This window comes from Devosia elaeis (genome assembly GCF_001650025.1).
In the GTDB taxonomy this organism is placed as follows: Bacteria; Pseudomonadota; Alphaproteobacteria; order Rhizobiales; family Devosiaceae; genus Devosia; species Devosia elaeis.
In genome coordinates, this window is the sequence record NZ_LVVY01000064.1 from 96,254 (window position 1) to 109,871 (window position 13,618).

Below are 13,618 nucleotides of genomic sequence, written 5' to 3' on the forward strand. Positions count from 1 at the left end.
GGATAAGCTCGCGGCGAATCCATTCCCTGCCAAAAGAAATTCCATGCCCCGCAAGATCATCATCGATACCGATCCCGGCCAGGACGATGCCGTCGCCATCCTGCTCGCCCTCGCCTCTCCCGAGGAACTGGAAGTGCTCGGTATCGTCGCCGTGGCCGGCAATGTCGGCGTACAGCAGAACGCCATCAATGCCCGCAAGGTGGTGGAGCTGTCCGGCCGCACCGATATCCCGGTCTATGCCGGCTGCTCCCGCCCCATGCGCCGCCAATTGGTCACGGCCGAGCACGTGCATGGCGATACCGGCCTCAACGGCCCCGACCTGCCCGAACCCACGATCCCGCTGCAGCCCCGGCATGGCGTCGACTACATTATCGAAACGCTGATGAATGCCGCGCCGAAAACCATCACGCTCTGCACGCTGGGGCCGCTGACCAATATCGCCATGGCCCTCGTCAAGGAGCCGGCCATTGCCGGCCGCATCCAGGAAATCGTCATGATGGGCGGCGCCTATTTCGAGGTGGGCAACATCACCCCGGCGGCCGAATTCAACATCTATGTCGATCCCGAGGCCGCCGACGTGGTCATGCGCTGCGGCGCGCCGATCACCATCCAGCCGCTCGACGTCACCCACATGATCCAGTCCACCCCGGCCCGTCTCGACGCCATCAAGGCGCTCGGCAACAGGAGCGGCCAGGCGGTCTATGACATGCTGACCTTCTCGGAGAGCTTCGATCTCAGGAAATATGGCTGGGACGGCGCGCCTCTCCACGACCCCACCGTCATCGCCTACCTGCTCCAGCCGGACCTGTTCGAAGGCCGCACCTGCAATGTCGCCATCGAAACGGCGAGCGAACTCACCATCGGCATGACCGTGGTGGATTACTGGCACGTGACCGACCGTCCCCACAACGCCACCTATATGCGCTCCGGCAATGCCGGGGGGTTTTACAAGTTGCTGACGGAGCGGCTGGCCAGGCTGCCATAGGCTGGCCGCTCTTATTCTTCTCCCCCTCGGGGAGAAGGTGGCGCGAAGCGCCGGATGAGGGGGATGCTACCGCGCGAGTGGAGGCATCCCCCTCACCCGTCTCGGCCTCCGGCCGATCCACCCTCTCCCCGAGGGGGAGAGGAACAGGATCACCCGCCCAGCCGCACCTCCCGCTCCACCCCGATATTCTCAAGAAACGCCCGGTCGTGGCTGACCACCAGGAGCGCCCCGTCGAACGCCCTGAGACCGGCCTCAACCACTTCGATGGCGTTGATATCGAGGTGATTGGTCGGCTCGTCCAGCACCAGCAGCATGGGCGGCGTCCTGCCGCCCAGCGCGCAGGCAAGGCCCGCCCGCAGCATTTCGCCGCCGCTCAGCGTCTCCACCTTCTGCAAGGCCGCATCGTTGCGGAACATGAAGGCCGCCAGCACCGCCCGGCAATCCTGGATCGTGCTCTCGGGATTGAGCCGCCGGAAATTGTCGACGATGCTGTCCTCCCGCCGGAGCAGCGCCACCTGCTGGTCGAGCAGGGCCATCGGCCCGCCGATCTGCACCTGGCCCGCCAGCGCCGGCAATTCCCCGGTCAGCAATTTCAGGAGGCTGGTCTTGCCCACGCCATTGGGCCCGGTGATCGCCACGCGTTCGGGCCCGATCATGTCCATCGAAAAATCCCGGATCGCCGGGCGCTCCGCGTCGTGTCCGCCGGTCAGCCCGGTGGCGCGCAGCACCACTTTGCCCGCCGGCAATCCGCTGGGCGCCAGCTTCACGGCGAACGGGGTCAGCACCTCGATCCGGGCCCGCGCCGCCTGCGCCTGGGCCGCTGCGGCCTCGGCCTGCTTTTCCGCCAGCCGATCGAGCCCGCCCGCCGTTTCCTCGGCGCGGCGCTTCAGCCCGCCCATGACGATCTTGGGCATGTCGCCCCTGGCGCCCTTCCGCCGCCCGCCCGCATCACGCTTGTCCTGCTTTTCGCGCGCCTCCTGGGCCGCCTTGGCCGCCTCGCGGACCTGCCGCTCGGCCACGTCCAGGTCGTGCTGCGCCGCGGCCAGTTCCAGCGCCTTGCGCTCCCGGTAATGGCTCCAGTTCCCGCCATAGCTGGTCGCGCCCAGCCCCGTCAGCTCGACAATGGCATCCATCTGCTCGAGCAGGGTCCGGTCATGGCTGATGACAATGGCCGCGCCGCGCCAGCGCGCCAGCATCTCCGCCACTGCCGCCCGGCCCGCTGTATCGAGATTATTGGTCGGCTCGTCGAGGAGGATCAGGTCGGGCGCGTCGAACACCAGCGCGGCCAAGGCCGCGCGCGTACGCTGCCCGCCCGAAAGATGCGACAGCAGCGTCTGCGCGTTCACCTCAAGCTTGAGCGCCGCCAGGGCCTCCTCCAGCCGCGCCTCCAGCGTCCAGTCGGCCTCCGCCAGCTCGTCCGCATCGGCCTCCCCGTTCATGGCCTTCTCGAGCAAAGCCAGCCCGGCGCGCACCCCGAACAGGTCGGCAATGGTCTCGTCCGGCCCCGGCCGCACCTGCTGGCGCAGCATGCCGATGCGGCCCGGCACGCTGATCGTGCCGCCGGATGGCGCCAATTCGCCGGTGATCAGGCGGAACAGCGTGGTCTTGCCCACGCCATTGCGGCCGACAAGCCCGGTGCGCCCGGGGCCGAAGCTCAGATCGAGATTGGAGAAAAGCGTGCGGCCGTCAGGGCCGGTATAGGTCAGTCGCGAAAGCGTAACGGATAAAGACATGGATCGACGGAGTCCCAGTGGCAAGGCAGTTCGGCATTGCGGTTGGGATGCGATCCATTGGATACCGTCCGGTCGGGTTGCGATGGCTGAAACATAATCGTCTTCGCCGCCGCGTCAACCTCTCTGGCAAATTGCCGCGCACAAGCGTAGTGTCCGCCGGCTCTTTGCCCGGACACGCCCCGAATGGATCTCTTCACCCTCGCCGCCTTCACCCTCGCCTATGCCATTGCCGTGCTGGTGCCCGGCCCCGGCGTCGCCGCCGTCGTCGCGCGCGCCCTGGGTGGCGGCTTCAAGGGCGCCTTCCCCATGGTGCTCGGCATCCTGGCGGGCGACCTGGTCTATTTCCTCTTCGCGGTTTTCGGCCTGGCCGCCATCGCCACCCATTTCGGCGCGGTCTTCACCATCATCCGCTGGGCCGGCGCCGCCTATCTGCTCTACATCGCCTGGAAATTCTGGACCGCCCGGCCCGGCGCCGAACAGATGAAGCCCAGGAACGAGGATGGCTGGAAGACCTTCTTGGCCGGCTTTTCCCTCACCATGGGCAATCCCAAGACCATCGTCTTCTACCTCGCCATCCTGCCCACCGTGGTGCCGCTGGGCGAGATGAATCCTCTCGCCTTCATCGAATTGACGGCCATCGTGGTCGTGGTGCTGCTGCTCATCGGCTGCGGCTATGCCTGGCTGGCCTCGGCGGCCCGCGACATGTTCCGCAGCGAAAAGGCCCTGGGCCGGCTCAACAAGACCGCCGGCGCCATGATGGCCGGGGCGGCAGGGCTCGTGGTGCTGCAGCACTAGGCGGCCCGCGCCCCTCCGCCCGGCATTAACATCCTGTTAATGCCCAGGCTCCATCCTGTTCCCATGACGATTTCGGGCCGGATCACGCGCTGGAACATGCATAAGCTCTCTTCCTATGAGCAGCTGCAATACCATCGCGAGCGCCGGACCAAGGCCCGCGAAGACATCGCCAAGATGAATTCGCAGGCCCAGGCCTTCAACAATATCCAGGTGCAGAAATCCATTGCCATGGGCGACATCGTCTCCCGCGTGGCCATGGCCCGGATGGTCTCCAAGAAGGCCTGAACGGGGCCTGGGATCACGCCCCCTGCGGCGCGATCCGTTTCAGCAGCACCGAAAGCGCCGCCGGCGGCTTCTGCTCGATGCGACGGTAAATCCGGCCATCGGACGTGCGCGCCACATAGCCCATATCCACCAGCGCCCGGCGCAGCAGCGCATGATCGCCGAAACTGGCCCAGGCATTGAGCAGGCGCGTATTGTCCGCATCCGAATAATCGCGCCCCGTCTCCATCCGGCTCCACAAGGCCCACAGGCAAAGCGGCTGCTGGCTGCGCCGCGCCGGCCAGCGCAGCAACACGCCCTCGGCATCGAAATGCCGGCTGACCTTTTCGACCAGCACGAGATCGACCGGCTCGGCCGGCGGCGCTTCGGCGCTGGCGGCCTTGAAATGCTGGTAATTGCGGAACCCGGCGGCCCGCGCCAGCATGTTCAGCATTTCGACATGGCTGGGCAGCGCACCAAGGCGACCGATCTGGTCACGCATGGTCCGGGCAAAGGCCGACAGATCGGCCACCATAAGGGAATGGATTTGTCTCGACATGGCTCATCCTCGAGCGTGCCCGCCCGCGCGATATCGCGGTGTCATGGTCGCCGGCCTGCGACGGAGCACGAAGGGGGAGTGCGTGTCGAATATCGGAACTGGGCAGGTTTAGCTTCCCTCGCGGGACGGCGACGCCTCGGTGAACTGCAGACCGTAACGCCGCTATAAACCCCACCCGACGCCGAAGCAAGCCACCTCAGCCCGGCCGCACCAGCCGGAACACGGCCTTGACCTCCCGGTAATAGTCGAGGTCATGGGCATAGCTGGTGGGCCAACGGTCCCGCTCATAGCGGATGAACCCTTCATAACCCAGCTTGCGGGCGGAGACGGCAAACCCCGCATCGAGGAAAAGCCGGGCATAATCGTCGATGGAGCGGTCGATGATCCGGGTGCGGGTCCTCTCCTCCACGATCCGGCGCCAGGCATCCAGATCGGGATTGCCTTTATGGCAGCCGGTCACCGCGTAATAGACCCCGCCCGGCCGCAGCGATGCGAGCATCTGGTCGGCATGGCCCTTCAGATCCTCGATCAGGTAGATGACCTCGTGGCTGATCGCCAGATCGAAGACACCCATATCGGCGAGGGGCCTGTCCCCCACCTCGAAATGCAGCGGCAAGCCGGCGCTCTGGTCCCGGGCGGTCTCGATTGAAGAAGCGGCGATATCGATGCCGACGCCCTCGGCGAAGGGCCGCGTCGCATGCAGCAATCGCAACAACCCGCCCTGATTGCAGCCGAAATCGAGCACCCTGCACCCCGACAGGTCGGTTTCCGGCATGAGCCCGATCAGATGCCGCCAGACCGGCAAATGCCCGTCAGCCATGGCATTTTCGGCGCGGGCATCGTCATACCAGGTGCCTTTTGCTGTGTCCGTCATCGCGTGAAACTCCACTTTTCCGATCCCTAACCCACAAAAATTCTTTAGGAAACCCTATTGCCATTTAAACAGAAACTCTTTTACAGTTTGAGCCATAGGGAACACAGAGGGATCGTAATGATCAAGTCAAACAGCCTTCACAGCCGCGCCAGCCTGGTGCTGATTGCCGGCCTCCTGACATCGGCCGCCGCCTTCGCGCAGGACTTCACCGTCGAGTCGCATATGCCGGCCAGCACCGATTGGGTCAGCTATCTGCCGGAAGACATCAAGGCGCGCGGCACGCTCAATGTCGGCACCACCGACGGCTATGCACCCTGGATTTTCTTCGACACCCAGACCGGCGCGCCCAGCGGCGTCGATGCTGACATCATCAATGAGGCGGCCAAGCGCCTCGGCCTCACCGTCAACTGGAACGACATCCAGTTCGCCACCGGCATTCCCGGCGTCGAGTCCGGCCGCTACGACTTCTATATTAGCGCCATGGCTAACACCGTCGCGCGCGAAGAAGTGGTCAATTTCATTGCCTATTCCACCGAAGGCTCGGGTGTCATCGTCCCCAAGGGCAATCCGCTCGGCATCACCGAAATGGCAGACCTGTGCGGATTGCGCGTCATGGTGCAGACCGGCTCGCTCTTCCCCGGCATCATCGAAAAGCTGAACGCCGAAACCTGCGACACCCCCGTGGTGATGTCGGAAGCGCCCGATAAGGTCGCCCCGCTCCTCGCCATTGCCAGCGGCCAGGCCGACGCGACCATGCAAACCTTCGGCGTCTCTACCTATACGTTCGCTGCCGCGACGGAAGGCGTGCAGACCCAGCTCGAAGTCTCCCCCGTGGAACGCTTCGCCCCGGCCAATCAGGGCATCGCCTTCTCCAAGCAGACCCCCGAGCTGATGGCGGCCGTCGCCGGCGCGCTGCAGAGCATGGTCGAAGACGGCACCTATCAGGAAATCTTCGACAAATGGGAGGTCGGTTCCTCGACCGTGGACCCGATCCTGCTCAACGCGCCGCTGCTTTAACACGCCCATCTCACCGGACCCACGACCATGAGTCAGACTGAAACCCGGGCGGAGGACCTGCTTATCCATCGCAGGTCCGGCCCAAGGATCGTCAACGCCATCATCGCGGTCATTGCCATAATCGTCGTGGCGGTCGCCGTGCAGGTTTTCATCGGAACCGGTCGTATCCGGTGGGATATCGTGTGGACCTATATGTGGTCGCCGGCGCTGTTCAACGGCGTTGGCACCACCCTGATGCTGACCGGCGTATCGCTGGCCGGCTCGATCGTCCTGGGCACGATATTGGCGGCGATGCTGATCTCGAACAATGCCGTGCTCAAGCTGATCGCCTCCTCCTATATCTGGTTCTTCCGCGGCACGCCGCTGCTGGTGCAGATCGTGTTCTGGTTCAATCTCGGCCTCTTCCTGCCGACGATCGAATTGCCCTGGACCTCGATCAACACCAACCTGCTCATCACCCCCACCACCGCCGCGCTGCTCGGCCTCCTGCTCAATGTCAGCGCCTTCATGTGCGAGGTGATCCGCGGCGGGCTGATTTCGGTGGACAAGGGCCAGACCGAGGCCGCGCTTTCCATCGGCATGACGCCGGTGCAGGCCCTGCTCCAGATCGTCCTGCCCCAGGCGGTGCGGGTGATCCTGCCTACGGCGGGCAACCTGGCCATCGACCTGCTCAAGACCACTTCGCTGGTCTATGTCATCGGCACCCGCGAAATCATGGGCTCCACCCAATCCATCGCCGCACAGACCTTCTATGTCATCGAGATGCTGGTGGTGGCATCGCTCTGGTACCTCATCCTCGTGACCGTCGCGACGCTCCTCCAGGCGCAACTGGAAAAGCGCCTGGCGCGCAGCCAGGGCGCGGGCCCCGTCCAGATCGGCAAGGTGATCTGATCATGCATAATCCATCTCCCGCCGATCGCAGCTTTCCCGACGGCATCGTCCGCATCCGCAATCTGCGCAAGTCCTTCAACGAGCACGAAGTGCTCAAGGGCATCGACCTGAATGTCCGGAAGGGCGAGGCCGCCTTCATCATCGGCGCGTCCGGCTCGGGCAAGAGTACCCTGCTGCGCTGCGTCAACAGCCTCGAAACCTACCAGGCCGGCGAACTCTGGGTGGAAGATTACCTGGTCGGCGCCGAGCGCTCAGGCAATCGCTGGGTCGAAGCCCGCGCCTCGACCACCGCCCGTCGCCGCTCGCAGATCGGCATGGTGTTCCAGCGCTTCAATCTCTTCCCCAACATGACCGCGCTCGAAAATGTAATTTCGGGCCTGGTCATGGTGCAGAAAATGCCGAAGGCCCAGGCGCGTGAGCGCGGCATGGATCTCCTGGCCAAGGTCGGGCTGGCCGAGCGCGCCGGCTCCTATCCCTCCCAGCTCTCCGGCGGCCAGCAGCAGCGCGTCGCCATTGCCCGCGCCATCGCCGCCAATCCGGCCGTCATTCTCTTCGACGAGCCGACCTCCGCGCTCGATCCCGAACTGGTGGGCGAAGTGCTCTCCGTCATGCGGGAGCTGATCAAGGAAGGCATGACCATGCTGATCGTCACCCACGAGATCAGCTTTGCCGAGGAAGTGGGCGACAGTGTCTATTTCATCGACAAGGGCGTGGTCGCCGAACATGGCAGCCCCCAGCAGGTCATCCGCCAGCCGAGCCATCCCCGCACCATCGAATTCCTCGCCCGTATCCGCTGAGCATTTTCATGTCGAGCCAATATACCTATATCAATTCCGCGCTGCCCAAGACCTTCGCGCCCCCCCGGATAGAGCGCCACCGGACGCTGTCGACCACTGAATTGTCCGACCTCATCCGCCTCAACGACGTCGCCGTCGAACCCGCTGCCACCGGCAGCATTGCCGAACGCATCCTCTCCATTTTCCAACATGCAGAAGTGCATTTCGGCCCCGATTTCATTCCCGCCAATCGCGCCGCCTGGCTGGAGCGCATCGAGCATTTCGTCGGCCGCGGATTGCCGCTGGAATTCGTGTCCATGGCGTTCCCCTACAAGGTGCCGAACCCGCTCAAGACCGACCGGAAGGCGCCCGACCTGGGCGAGGCCTTGATGCTGCGCCGCTTCAAGGCCGTGCTGGACGCGGTTGAAAGCGTCCATGCGCCGGGCGGCCGCCTGACCGTTCTGGAGGAAGGCATATTGGGCCGCTGCCAGGGCGTCGATCCCGCCAGCATCGCCGCCTATCGCGCCGGCATCGCCGATTGCGTGGCTATCGCCGCCATGCCCGAGCGCCAGCTCACCTTCCACAGCCTCGACGACATGGTCGAGAAAATCCCCAATTTCGAGGCGCGCTGGCTGTTCGAACAGGAGCGCATGCGCGAGCTTTGGCAGCAGGGCGACGAGGCGGTGGTACGCGCCTATGACGAAACCGTGCCGCCCTCCAAGGCGGCGGTGCCGACTGTCGATTTCCCGCCCCAGGTCGTGGCCGAGGCCTATGACCCGGCCCAGACCGATTCCGCCCTGCGCTATCCGCGCGAATATATCGACAAGATCGCCCACCGGAAGTTCTTCGCCTACCGCTCCATCCTCGCCCTGCGCGACAGCACCGGCTATCTCCACAATCTGCGTCCGCATGCGCTCAAGCTCACCGTTTCGCCCAAGCCGGAAAACCTGGCCGTGCTGCCGGTGAACAAATGGTCGGGCATCCTGCCCTATCATGGCGTGCCGGTGCTGCATGAAGATGGCCGCTGGCAGATCCTCTATTGGGGTGGTCTCGGCGACAGCCTGGGTCCGCTCGAAGCGCTTCATCTCGCCGGCGACAGTGACCAGGCGCCGATCGGCTACCGGGTGCTGGGATGAGTGACCTGCTCGGCGTCGATATCGGCGGCACCAAGATTCAGTTCAGCCGCATCGGTGCGGATTATGCCGTCTCGCCGTTGAAACGCATGCCCACGGCCCTGCTCCGGCGCGGCACGCCCGCCTTCGCGGCCGACCTGGCCGAGCTGATCCGCGCCACCATGCCGCCCGGCCTCCAGGGCGCGGCGGTCAGCCTCAATGGTGCGCTGCGGGGGAGCCATGTGGTCTATTCCTCGCTGATGGGCGGCAATGTGGGCTTCGAGCTGGCCGACTTCCTGCGCGACCGGCTGGATTGCCCGGTCTATGTGGACGACGACATCCACGCCATGACCCGGGCCGAGGCCGAAATGGGTCTGGGGCGCGGCTATGGCTCGGTGACCATGCTCAATATGGGCACTGGCATCGGCGTGGGCGCCTATGAGAGCGGAGTGCTGCGGGGCAAGTTCGGCGCCGGCCTCATCTCCGAGCAGCACGTCTATGTCGAAGAACTGGGCGAGCACCGCATTCTCGACCGCGTCACCTGCGGCCGCGGCATCAAGGATTTGCACCTCGCCCTCACCGGCGAGATCATGGAGGCGGTCAACGTCTTTGCCGGCGCTCGCGACAATGATCCGGCCTGCCAGCGCACCGTGGACATCTTCGCGCGCTATGTCGGAACCGTGCTCGAGATGATTTCGAAATTCTACAATCCCGAGCTCATCGTGCTGAACGGATCAGTCAAGCACGCCGCGCCGCAATATCTGGAGACGGCATTGCGCCATTATAGAAGCCTGGTCGGCGAACGCTTCCGGGCCGAGGTCCTGGTTTCGGAACTGGACTTTGCTGCCGAGATCGGGGTAGCGCTGCAACAAGGGGATATGATCGGAGGGGACAGCGATGTCGCTCGACACCAATAGGGATGCCGACGCGCGCCGGTCAAAAACGACCAGCGAGCGCATCTTTGCCCCGATCAAGGTGCGCCGGACCTTCGAAACGGTGGTGGAACGCATCGTCGACGCCATCGACGCGCAGGGCTTGGGCAAGGGTGACCGCCTGCCCACGGAATCAGAAATGGCGCAATTGCTGGAAGTGTCCCGCCCCACCCTGCGCCAGGCCTTCCGCATCCTCGAGAATTCGGGGGTGCTGCAGATCAAGGCCGGCCAGTCCGGCGGCGTCTTCGTGGCCACCGACATCGTACCCTTCGACGTCCTGGGCAAGAACATCGCCTCCGAAGTGCACCACATCGAGGAATTGATCTCGACCCGACGCCTGCTGGAGCCGATCGTCTATCACCTGGCCACCGAGAACGCCTCGGAACTGCAATTCCAGCATATCGCCGAGGCCATCGAACTCATGCGCAGCCATCTGCACGATCCGCGCGTGGTGCATCAGGCCGACGGCATGTTCCACCGTCGCGTCGCCCATGCCTCGGGCAACCAGATGCTGCTGCGGGTGATGACAGGGATCTATCGTGGCCTGGCGCCGCTGCGTTCCTCGCTTCCGAAGGACGAGGCACGGGCCCATCACATGATCGATGTGCATTCCCGCCAGTTGGAGGCCATGCGCAGCAAGGACCACAAGAAGCTCGAGGCGGTGCTGGATGAGACCTTCATCGACCTCGAGGAAGAATACGCGGTAACCAAGCGTTACTCGCTGAGCTGGATCGAGAAGAAGACCTAGCTTTTTCAACAGGTAAGGCCGCATTCAACCGGAGCCCCCGCGGCTCCGGGCGGGGCCTTGCTGTCTTGTCAAACGGAGTAGACATGCGCCACCTCAAATATAATCAGCTCAGCGTCGAGATCGCCGCTTCGGATCGGGAGCTGGGCGAAGCCGCCGCCGCGGACCTAGCCAACGTTATCAGTGAAGAACTGGCCAAGAAGGACGAGATTGCCATCATCATGGCGCTCGGCGCGGCCCAGGACGCCTTCTACACCGCCATCAAGGCCCGCAGCGATATCGAATGGTCGCGCATCACCGTGCTCCATGTCGATACCTATATGGGTGTCGCCGAAAGCCGCGAGGAAAGCGGCGCCTCGCGCATGCGCAAGCACCTGCTCGACGAGGTAAAGCCCAAGGCGTTCTTCCCCATGCGCGGCGATCATGAGCCGGTCGAGGAAGAACTGGCCCGCTACACCAAGCTCTATAACGAGCTCGATCCCGTGCTCTGCGTCGTCGGCATCGGCAATAGCGGCCACCTCGCCTTCAATGATCCCCCGGCCGATTTCGACACCAGGGACATCATCCGCGTCGTCTTCCTCGACGAGACCACTCGCAAGCAGATCGACAGCCGCGGCTATTTCAAGTCCTACGAGGAAGTGCCGCGCTATGGCCTGTCACTGACCATGCATGCCTTGCTCAAGCCGAAACGCGTGCTGGCGCTGGTGCATGACGAGAACAAGGCGGGCGTGATCAAGCAGATTCTCGAAGGCCCGGTGACCTTCATGTGCCCCGCTTCGCTACTGCAGCAATCCCCCAATGCCGTGCTCTATCTCAACGAGCCCGCCGCCAGCCAGCTTTCGCCCCGCTGATCATCTTGAAGGAGACAGGACATGGAAATCCTCAAATATGGCGAGCTTGAAGTACTCGTCGCCCCCAGTGACAGGGAGCTGGGCGAAGCCGCCGCTGCCGACCTGGCCGGCGTGATTAGGGAAGAACTGGCCAAGAAGGGCGAGATCGCCATCATCATGGCGCTCGGCGCGGCCCAGGACGCGTTCTATACCGCCATCAAAGCCCGCAACGATATCGAATGGTCGCGCATCACCGTGCTCCATGTCGACACCTATATGGGCGTCGCCGAGGATCGTGTGGAAAGCGGCGCCTCCCGCATGCGCAAGCACCTGCTGAACGAGGTTAAACCCAAGGCCTTCTTCCCCATGCAGGGCGACCATGAGCCGGTCGAAGAGGAGCTTGAACGCTATACCAGACTGTTCAACGAGCTCGACCCGGTGCTCTGCGTCATGGGCATCGGCAATAGCGGCCATCTGGCCTTCAACGATCCCCCGGCCGATTTTGACACCACGGATATCATCCGCGTCGTCTTTCTCGACGAGACCACCCGCGACCAGGTCAAGCGCGCCGGCATCTTCCAGAACATCGAGGATGTACCGCGCTACGGTCTCTCCCTGACCATGCATGCCTTGCTCAAGCCGCGCCGGGCCCTGGTCCTGGTGCATGAGCAAGACAAGGCCGAGACCATCAGGAACGTGCTGGAAGGCCCGGTCAGCTTCATGTGCCCCGCCTCCATCCTGCAAACGGCGCCGCATGCCAAGCTCTATCTCAACCAGCCCGCCGCCTCCCGCCTGACGCGATAAGTCGAACGGTAACCGACGCTTCCCCCAATCCAACGAGTCCCGATACCGCCCGCAAGGCCGCCTCGGGGCTTCCATCCCGCCGGCGTCGGCAGAGGCCCGTCGCATCGATATTTGTGGGGCGTGAGGCGGTGGCCGCAAAGTCCTGTTTGACACACGCCGCCACCCTGCTAAGACCCTGCCGAGGGCCTATAGCTCAATGGTTAGAGCCGACCGCTCATAACGGTCTGGTTCCAGGTTCGAGTCCTGGTGGGCCCACCAATTTTCTCTATGACAGGTTCAATTTCGCCCGGCCGAGGCTGCCGCGATCGCGCGCGGCCTGCCTATTCCTGCGCATATGGAATGATGCGCCGTTCCAGGCGCCCCCGCTGCGCCAGGTCGTCGATCAGGTTCCTGACCCCTCGTTTCAGGTAACGCTGAAGCCGGAGCACGGCGTGGGAAACGGGATGTTTCCGGGCATAGGCGTGAGGCACGACATCGTGAGCGATGTCGCTGCGTCCGGCATCGGCCCCGGCGCCAAGCTGACGACACAAGGCCGGATCGGTGAGGACGCGCTTCAGCGACCGGCCCGGTTCTTCGAAGGGATTGTAAAGGGCCAGGTCCGTCTGCCTCTCGCGCAGCCCCCGATGGCCGATCAGGCGCCGGGCGGCCTCTGCCTTAATGACATATCCCGCCGTCCCCATGGGCGTGGACCGAAAACCCCGCACGGCCACGCCGCTTTCGCCTCGGCTGGCAATCGGATAGACGCGAACCCACGCCCCGGTCGTTTCGATCCGGATCAGGTCGGCGTCGATCGCTTCCGCTTCGTCGAGGAAGGCCGGCAGCAGGTGAGACACCTCGGCATCGTCCTCGAGAACCAGTGCGGCGGGAGCCCCGTTGTCGAGCATGGCCTGCCAGGCGCGTTCATGGCTGAGCGTGCATCCGAGTTCTCTCCTGCGAAGAAAGGTCGGGCGATCGCTGTTGCAATAGCGATCGGCGTCTTCCTGGGAAATATCAGCTTCGGTGACGGCTTCGATGCGAATACAGGCCAGCCCCATGGACGCGAGTTGCCGCTCCATGAATGCGCGCCGGTCGGGCCGATTGGCCATGTTGATATAATAGATCGGCAGCATCGGGCCCCCAGCATTCTGTGCCCCATTTACCCCAAAGGCGCTCTGCCCGGTCAAGGCGTTTGCCCATGCCCGCGGGCCACAATCCTCGTTTTCCGGCGCTGCGCTGCCCATCCGGGCGCAAATATCGGTTTCAATATCCGAGACGCGCCGGAGCCAAAGGCGCTTCTCCTCCCCACCCGCCCTTCCCCTCCCGCC

General features: G+C 64.1%; 15 protein-coding genes and 1 tRNA gene. 12 read left to right on the top strand and 4 right to left on the bottom strand.

What is annotated here, in order from left to right:
• Nucleotides 1-43 precede the first annotated feature (43 nt).
• Nucleotides 44-985 (top strand): nucleoside hydrolase, encoded by a 942-nt coding sequence (locus A3840_RS04015; RefSeq protein ID WP_067452227.1) that lies wholly within the window; start codon nucleotides 44-46, stop codon nucleotides 983-985.
• Between the two features lie 149 nt (nucleotides 986-1,134).
• Here the strand turns inward: A3840_RS04015 and A3840_RS04020 are convergent, their stop codons facing one another.
• Complete coding sequence (locus A3840_RS04020; RefSeq protein ID WP_067452229.1) at nucleotides 1,135-2,718, bottom strand: ABC-F family ATP-binding cassette domain-containing protein; 1,584 nt, start codon at nucleotides 2,716-2,718, stop codon at nucleotides 1,135-1,137.
• A gap of 183 nt (nucleotides 2,719-2,901) precedes the next feature.
• Between A3840_RS04020 and A3840_RS04025 the strand changes: the two genes are divergently transcribed.
• Nucleotides 2,902-3,513 carry a LysE family translocator gene (locus A3840_RS04025; RefSeq protein WP_067452233.1) on the top strand — a complete coding sequence of 204 codons (612 nt, stop codon included), beginning with the start codon at nucleotides 2,902-2,904 and terminating at the stop codon, nucleotides 3,511-3,513.
• A 96-nt stretch (nucleotides 3,514-3,609) separates the two neighbouring features.
• Nucleotides 3,610-3,798 carry a hypothetical protein gene (locus A3840_RS04030; protein WP_131798241.1) on the top strand — a complete coding sequence of 63 codons (189 nt, stop codon included), beginning with the start codon at nucleotides 3,610-3,612 and terminating at the stop codon, nucleotides 3,796-3,798.
• A 13-nt stretch (nucleotides 3,799-3,811) separates the two neighbouring features.
• Here the strand turns inward: A3840_RS04030 and A3840_RS04035 are convergent, their stop codons facing one another.
• Nucleotides 3,812-4,333 carry a DUF2087 domain-containing protein gene (locus tag A3840_RS04035; protein ID WP_067452239.1) on the bottom strand — a complete coding sequence of 174 codons (522 nt, stop codon included), beginning with the start codon at nucleotides 4,331-4,333 and terminating at the stop codon, nucleotides 3,812-3,814.
• A 196-nt stretch (nucleotides 4,334-4,529) separates the two neighbouring features.
• Nucleotides 4,530-5,207 carry a class I SAM-dependent methyltransferase gene (locus A3840_RS04040; RefSeq protein WP_067452242.1) on the bottom strand — a complete coding sequence of 226 codons (678 nt, stop codon included), beginning with the start codon at nucleotides 5,205-5,207 and terminating at the stop codon, nucleotides 4,530-4,532.
• Nucleotides 5,208-5,324: 117 nt separating this feature from the next.
• On the opposite strand from A3840_RS04040, the gene A3840_RS04045 reads away from it, so the two are divergent.
• The 9 genes from A3840_RS04045 to A3840_RS04085 all read left to right on the top strand — a co-directional run bounded on the left by A3840_RS04045 (nucleotide 5,325) and on the right by A3840_RS04085 (nucleotide 12,572).
• Entirely contained in the window at nucleotides 5,325-6,224 is a 900-nt protein-coding gene (locus A3840_RS04045; RefSeq protein WP_067452248.1) for an ABC transporter substrate-binding protein, read from the top strand.
• A gap of 27 nt (nucleotides 6,225-6,251) precedes the next feature.
• Nucleotides 6,252-7,115: an amino acid ABC transporter permease gene (locus tag A3840_RS04050; RefSeq protein WP_082903633.1), complete on the top strand. Its 864-nt coding sequence runs from the start codon at nucleotides 6,252-6,254 to the stop codon at nucleotides 7,113-7,115.
• A gap of 2 nt (nucleotides 7,116-7,117) precedes the next feature.
• Entirely contained in the window at nucleotides 7,118-7,912 is a 795-nt protein-coding gene (locus A3840_RS04055; RefSeq protein ID WP_067452251.1) for an amino acid ABC transporter ATP-binding protein, read from the top strand.
• Nucleotides 7,913-7,920: 8 nt separating this feature from the next.
• Complete coding sequence (locus A3840_RS04060) at nucleotides 7,921-9,027, top strand: L-tyrosine/L-tryptophan isonitrile synthase family protein (RefSeq protein WP_067452253.1); 1,107 nt, start codon at nucleotides 7,921-7,923, stop codon at nucleotides 9,025-9,027.
• Entirely contained in the window at nucleotides 9,024-9,920 is an 897-nt protein-coding gene (locus A3840_RS04065) for an ROK family protein (RefSeq protein ID WP_067452255.1), read from the top strand. The genes A3840_RS04060 and A3840_RS04065 overlap by 4 nt, the downstream gene beginning before the upstream one ends.
• Nucleotides 9,901-10,683 (top strand): FadR/GntR family transcriptional regulator, encoded by a 783-nt coding sequence (locus tag A3840_RS04070; protein WP_067452261.1) that lies wholly within the window; start codon nucleotides 9,901-9,903, stop codon nucleotides 10,681-10,683. Before A3840_RS04065 ends, A3840_RS04070 begins: the two co-directional genes overlap by 20 nt.
• Nucleotides 10,684-10,766: 83 nt before the next feature.
• Nucleotides 10,767-11,531 (top strand): 6-phosphogluconolactonase, encoded by a 765-nt coding sequence (locus A3840_RS04075; protein ID WP_067452263.1) that lies wholly within the window; start codon nucleotides 10,767-10,769, stop codon nucleotides 11,529-11,531.
• 21 nt (nucleotides 11,532-11,552) lie between these two features.
• Nucleotides 11,553-12,314 (top strand): 6-phosphogluconolactonase, encoded by a 762-nt coding sequence (locus A3840_RS04080; RefSeq protein ID WP_067452265.1) that lies wholly within the window; start codon nucleotides 11,553-11,555, stop codon nucleotides 12,312-12,314.
• A gap of 182 nt (nucleotides 12,315-12,496) precedes the next feature.
• A tRNA-Ile gene (locus A3840_RS04085) sits at nucleotides 12,497-12,572 on the top strand.
• Nucleotides 12,573-12,634: 62 nt separating this feature from the next.
• Here the strand turns inward: A3840_RS04085 and A3840_RS04090 are convergent.
• Nucleotides 12,635-13,618: glycosyltransferase family 25 protein (locus A3840_RS04090; RefSeq protein WP_131798242.1), on the bottom strand; the 984-nt coding region annotated here is incomplete at its 5' end.

Coding starts and splice junctions, on each gene's coding strand:
- A3840_RS04015 (WP_067452227.1), top strand. CDS start 44: ATGCCCCGCAAGATCATCATCGATACCGATCCCGGCCAGGACGATGCC.
- A3840_RS04020 (WP_067452229.1), bottom strand. CDS start 2,718: ATGTCTTTATCCGTTACGCTTTCGCGACTGACCTATACCGGCCCTGAC.
- A3840_RS04025 (WP_067452233.1), top strand. CDS start 2,902: ATGGATCTCTTCACCCTCGCCGCCTTCACCCTCGCCTATGCCATTGCC.
- A3840_RS04030 (WP_131798241.1), top strand. CDS start 3,610: ATGCATAAGCTCTCTTCCTATGAGCAGCTGCAATACCATCGCGAGCGC.
- A3840_RS04035 (WP_067452239.1), bottom strand. CDS start 4,333: ATGTCGAGACAAATCCATTCCCTTATGGTGGCCGATCTGTCGGCCTTT.
- A3840_RS04040 (WP_067452242.1), bottom strand. CDS start 5,207: ATGACGGACACAGCAAAAGGCACCTGGTATGACGATGCCCGCGCCGAA.
- A3840_RS04045 (WP_067452248.1), top strand. CDS start 5,325: ATGATCAAGTCAAACAGCCTTCACAGCCGCGCCAGCCTGGTGCTGATT.
- A3840_RS04050 (WP_082903633.1), top strand. CDS start 6,252: ATGAGTCAGACTGAAACCCGGGCGGAGGACCTGCTTATCCATCGCAGG.
- A3840_RS04055 (WP_067452251.1), top strand. CDS start 7,118: ATGCATAATCCATCTCCCGCCGATCGCAGCTTTCCCGACGGCATCGTC.
- A3840_RS04060 (WP_067452253.1), top strand. CDS start 7,921: ATGTCGAGCCAATATACCTATATCAATTCCGCGCTGCCCAAGACCTTC.
- A3840_RS04065 (WP_067452255.1), top strand. CDS start 9,024: ATGAGTGACCTGCTCGGCGTCGATATCGGCGGCACCAAGATTCAGTTC.
- A3840_RS04070 (WP_067452261.1), top strand. CDS start 9,901: ATGTCGCTCGACACCAATAGGGATGCCGACGCGCGCCGGTCAAAAACG.
- A3840_RS04075 (WP_067452263.1), top strand. CDS start 10,767: ATGCGCCACCTCAAATATAATCAGCTCAGCGTCGAGATCGCCGCTTCG.
- A3840_RS04080 (WP_067452265.1), top strand. CDS start 11,553: ATGGAAATCCTCAAATATGGCGAGCTTGAAGTACTCGTCGCCCCCAGT.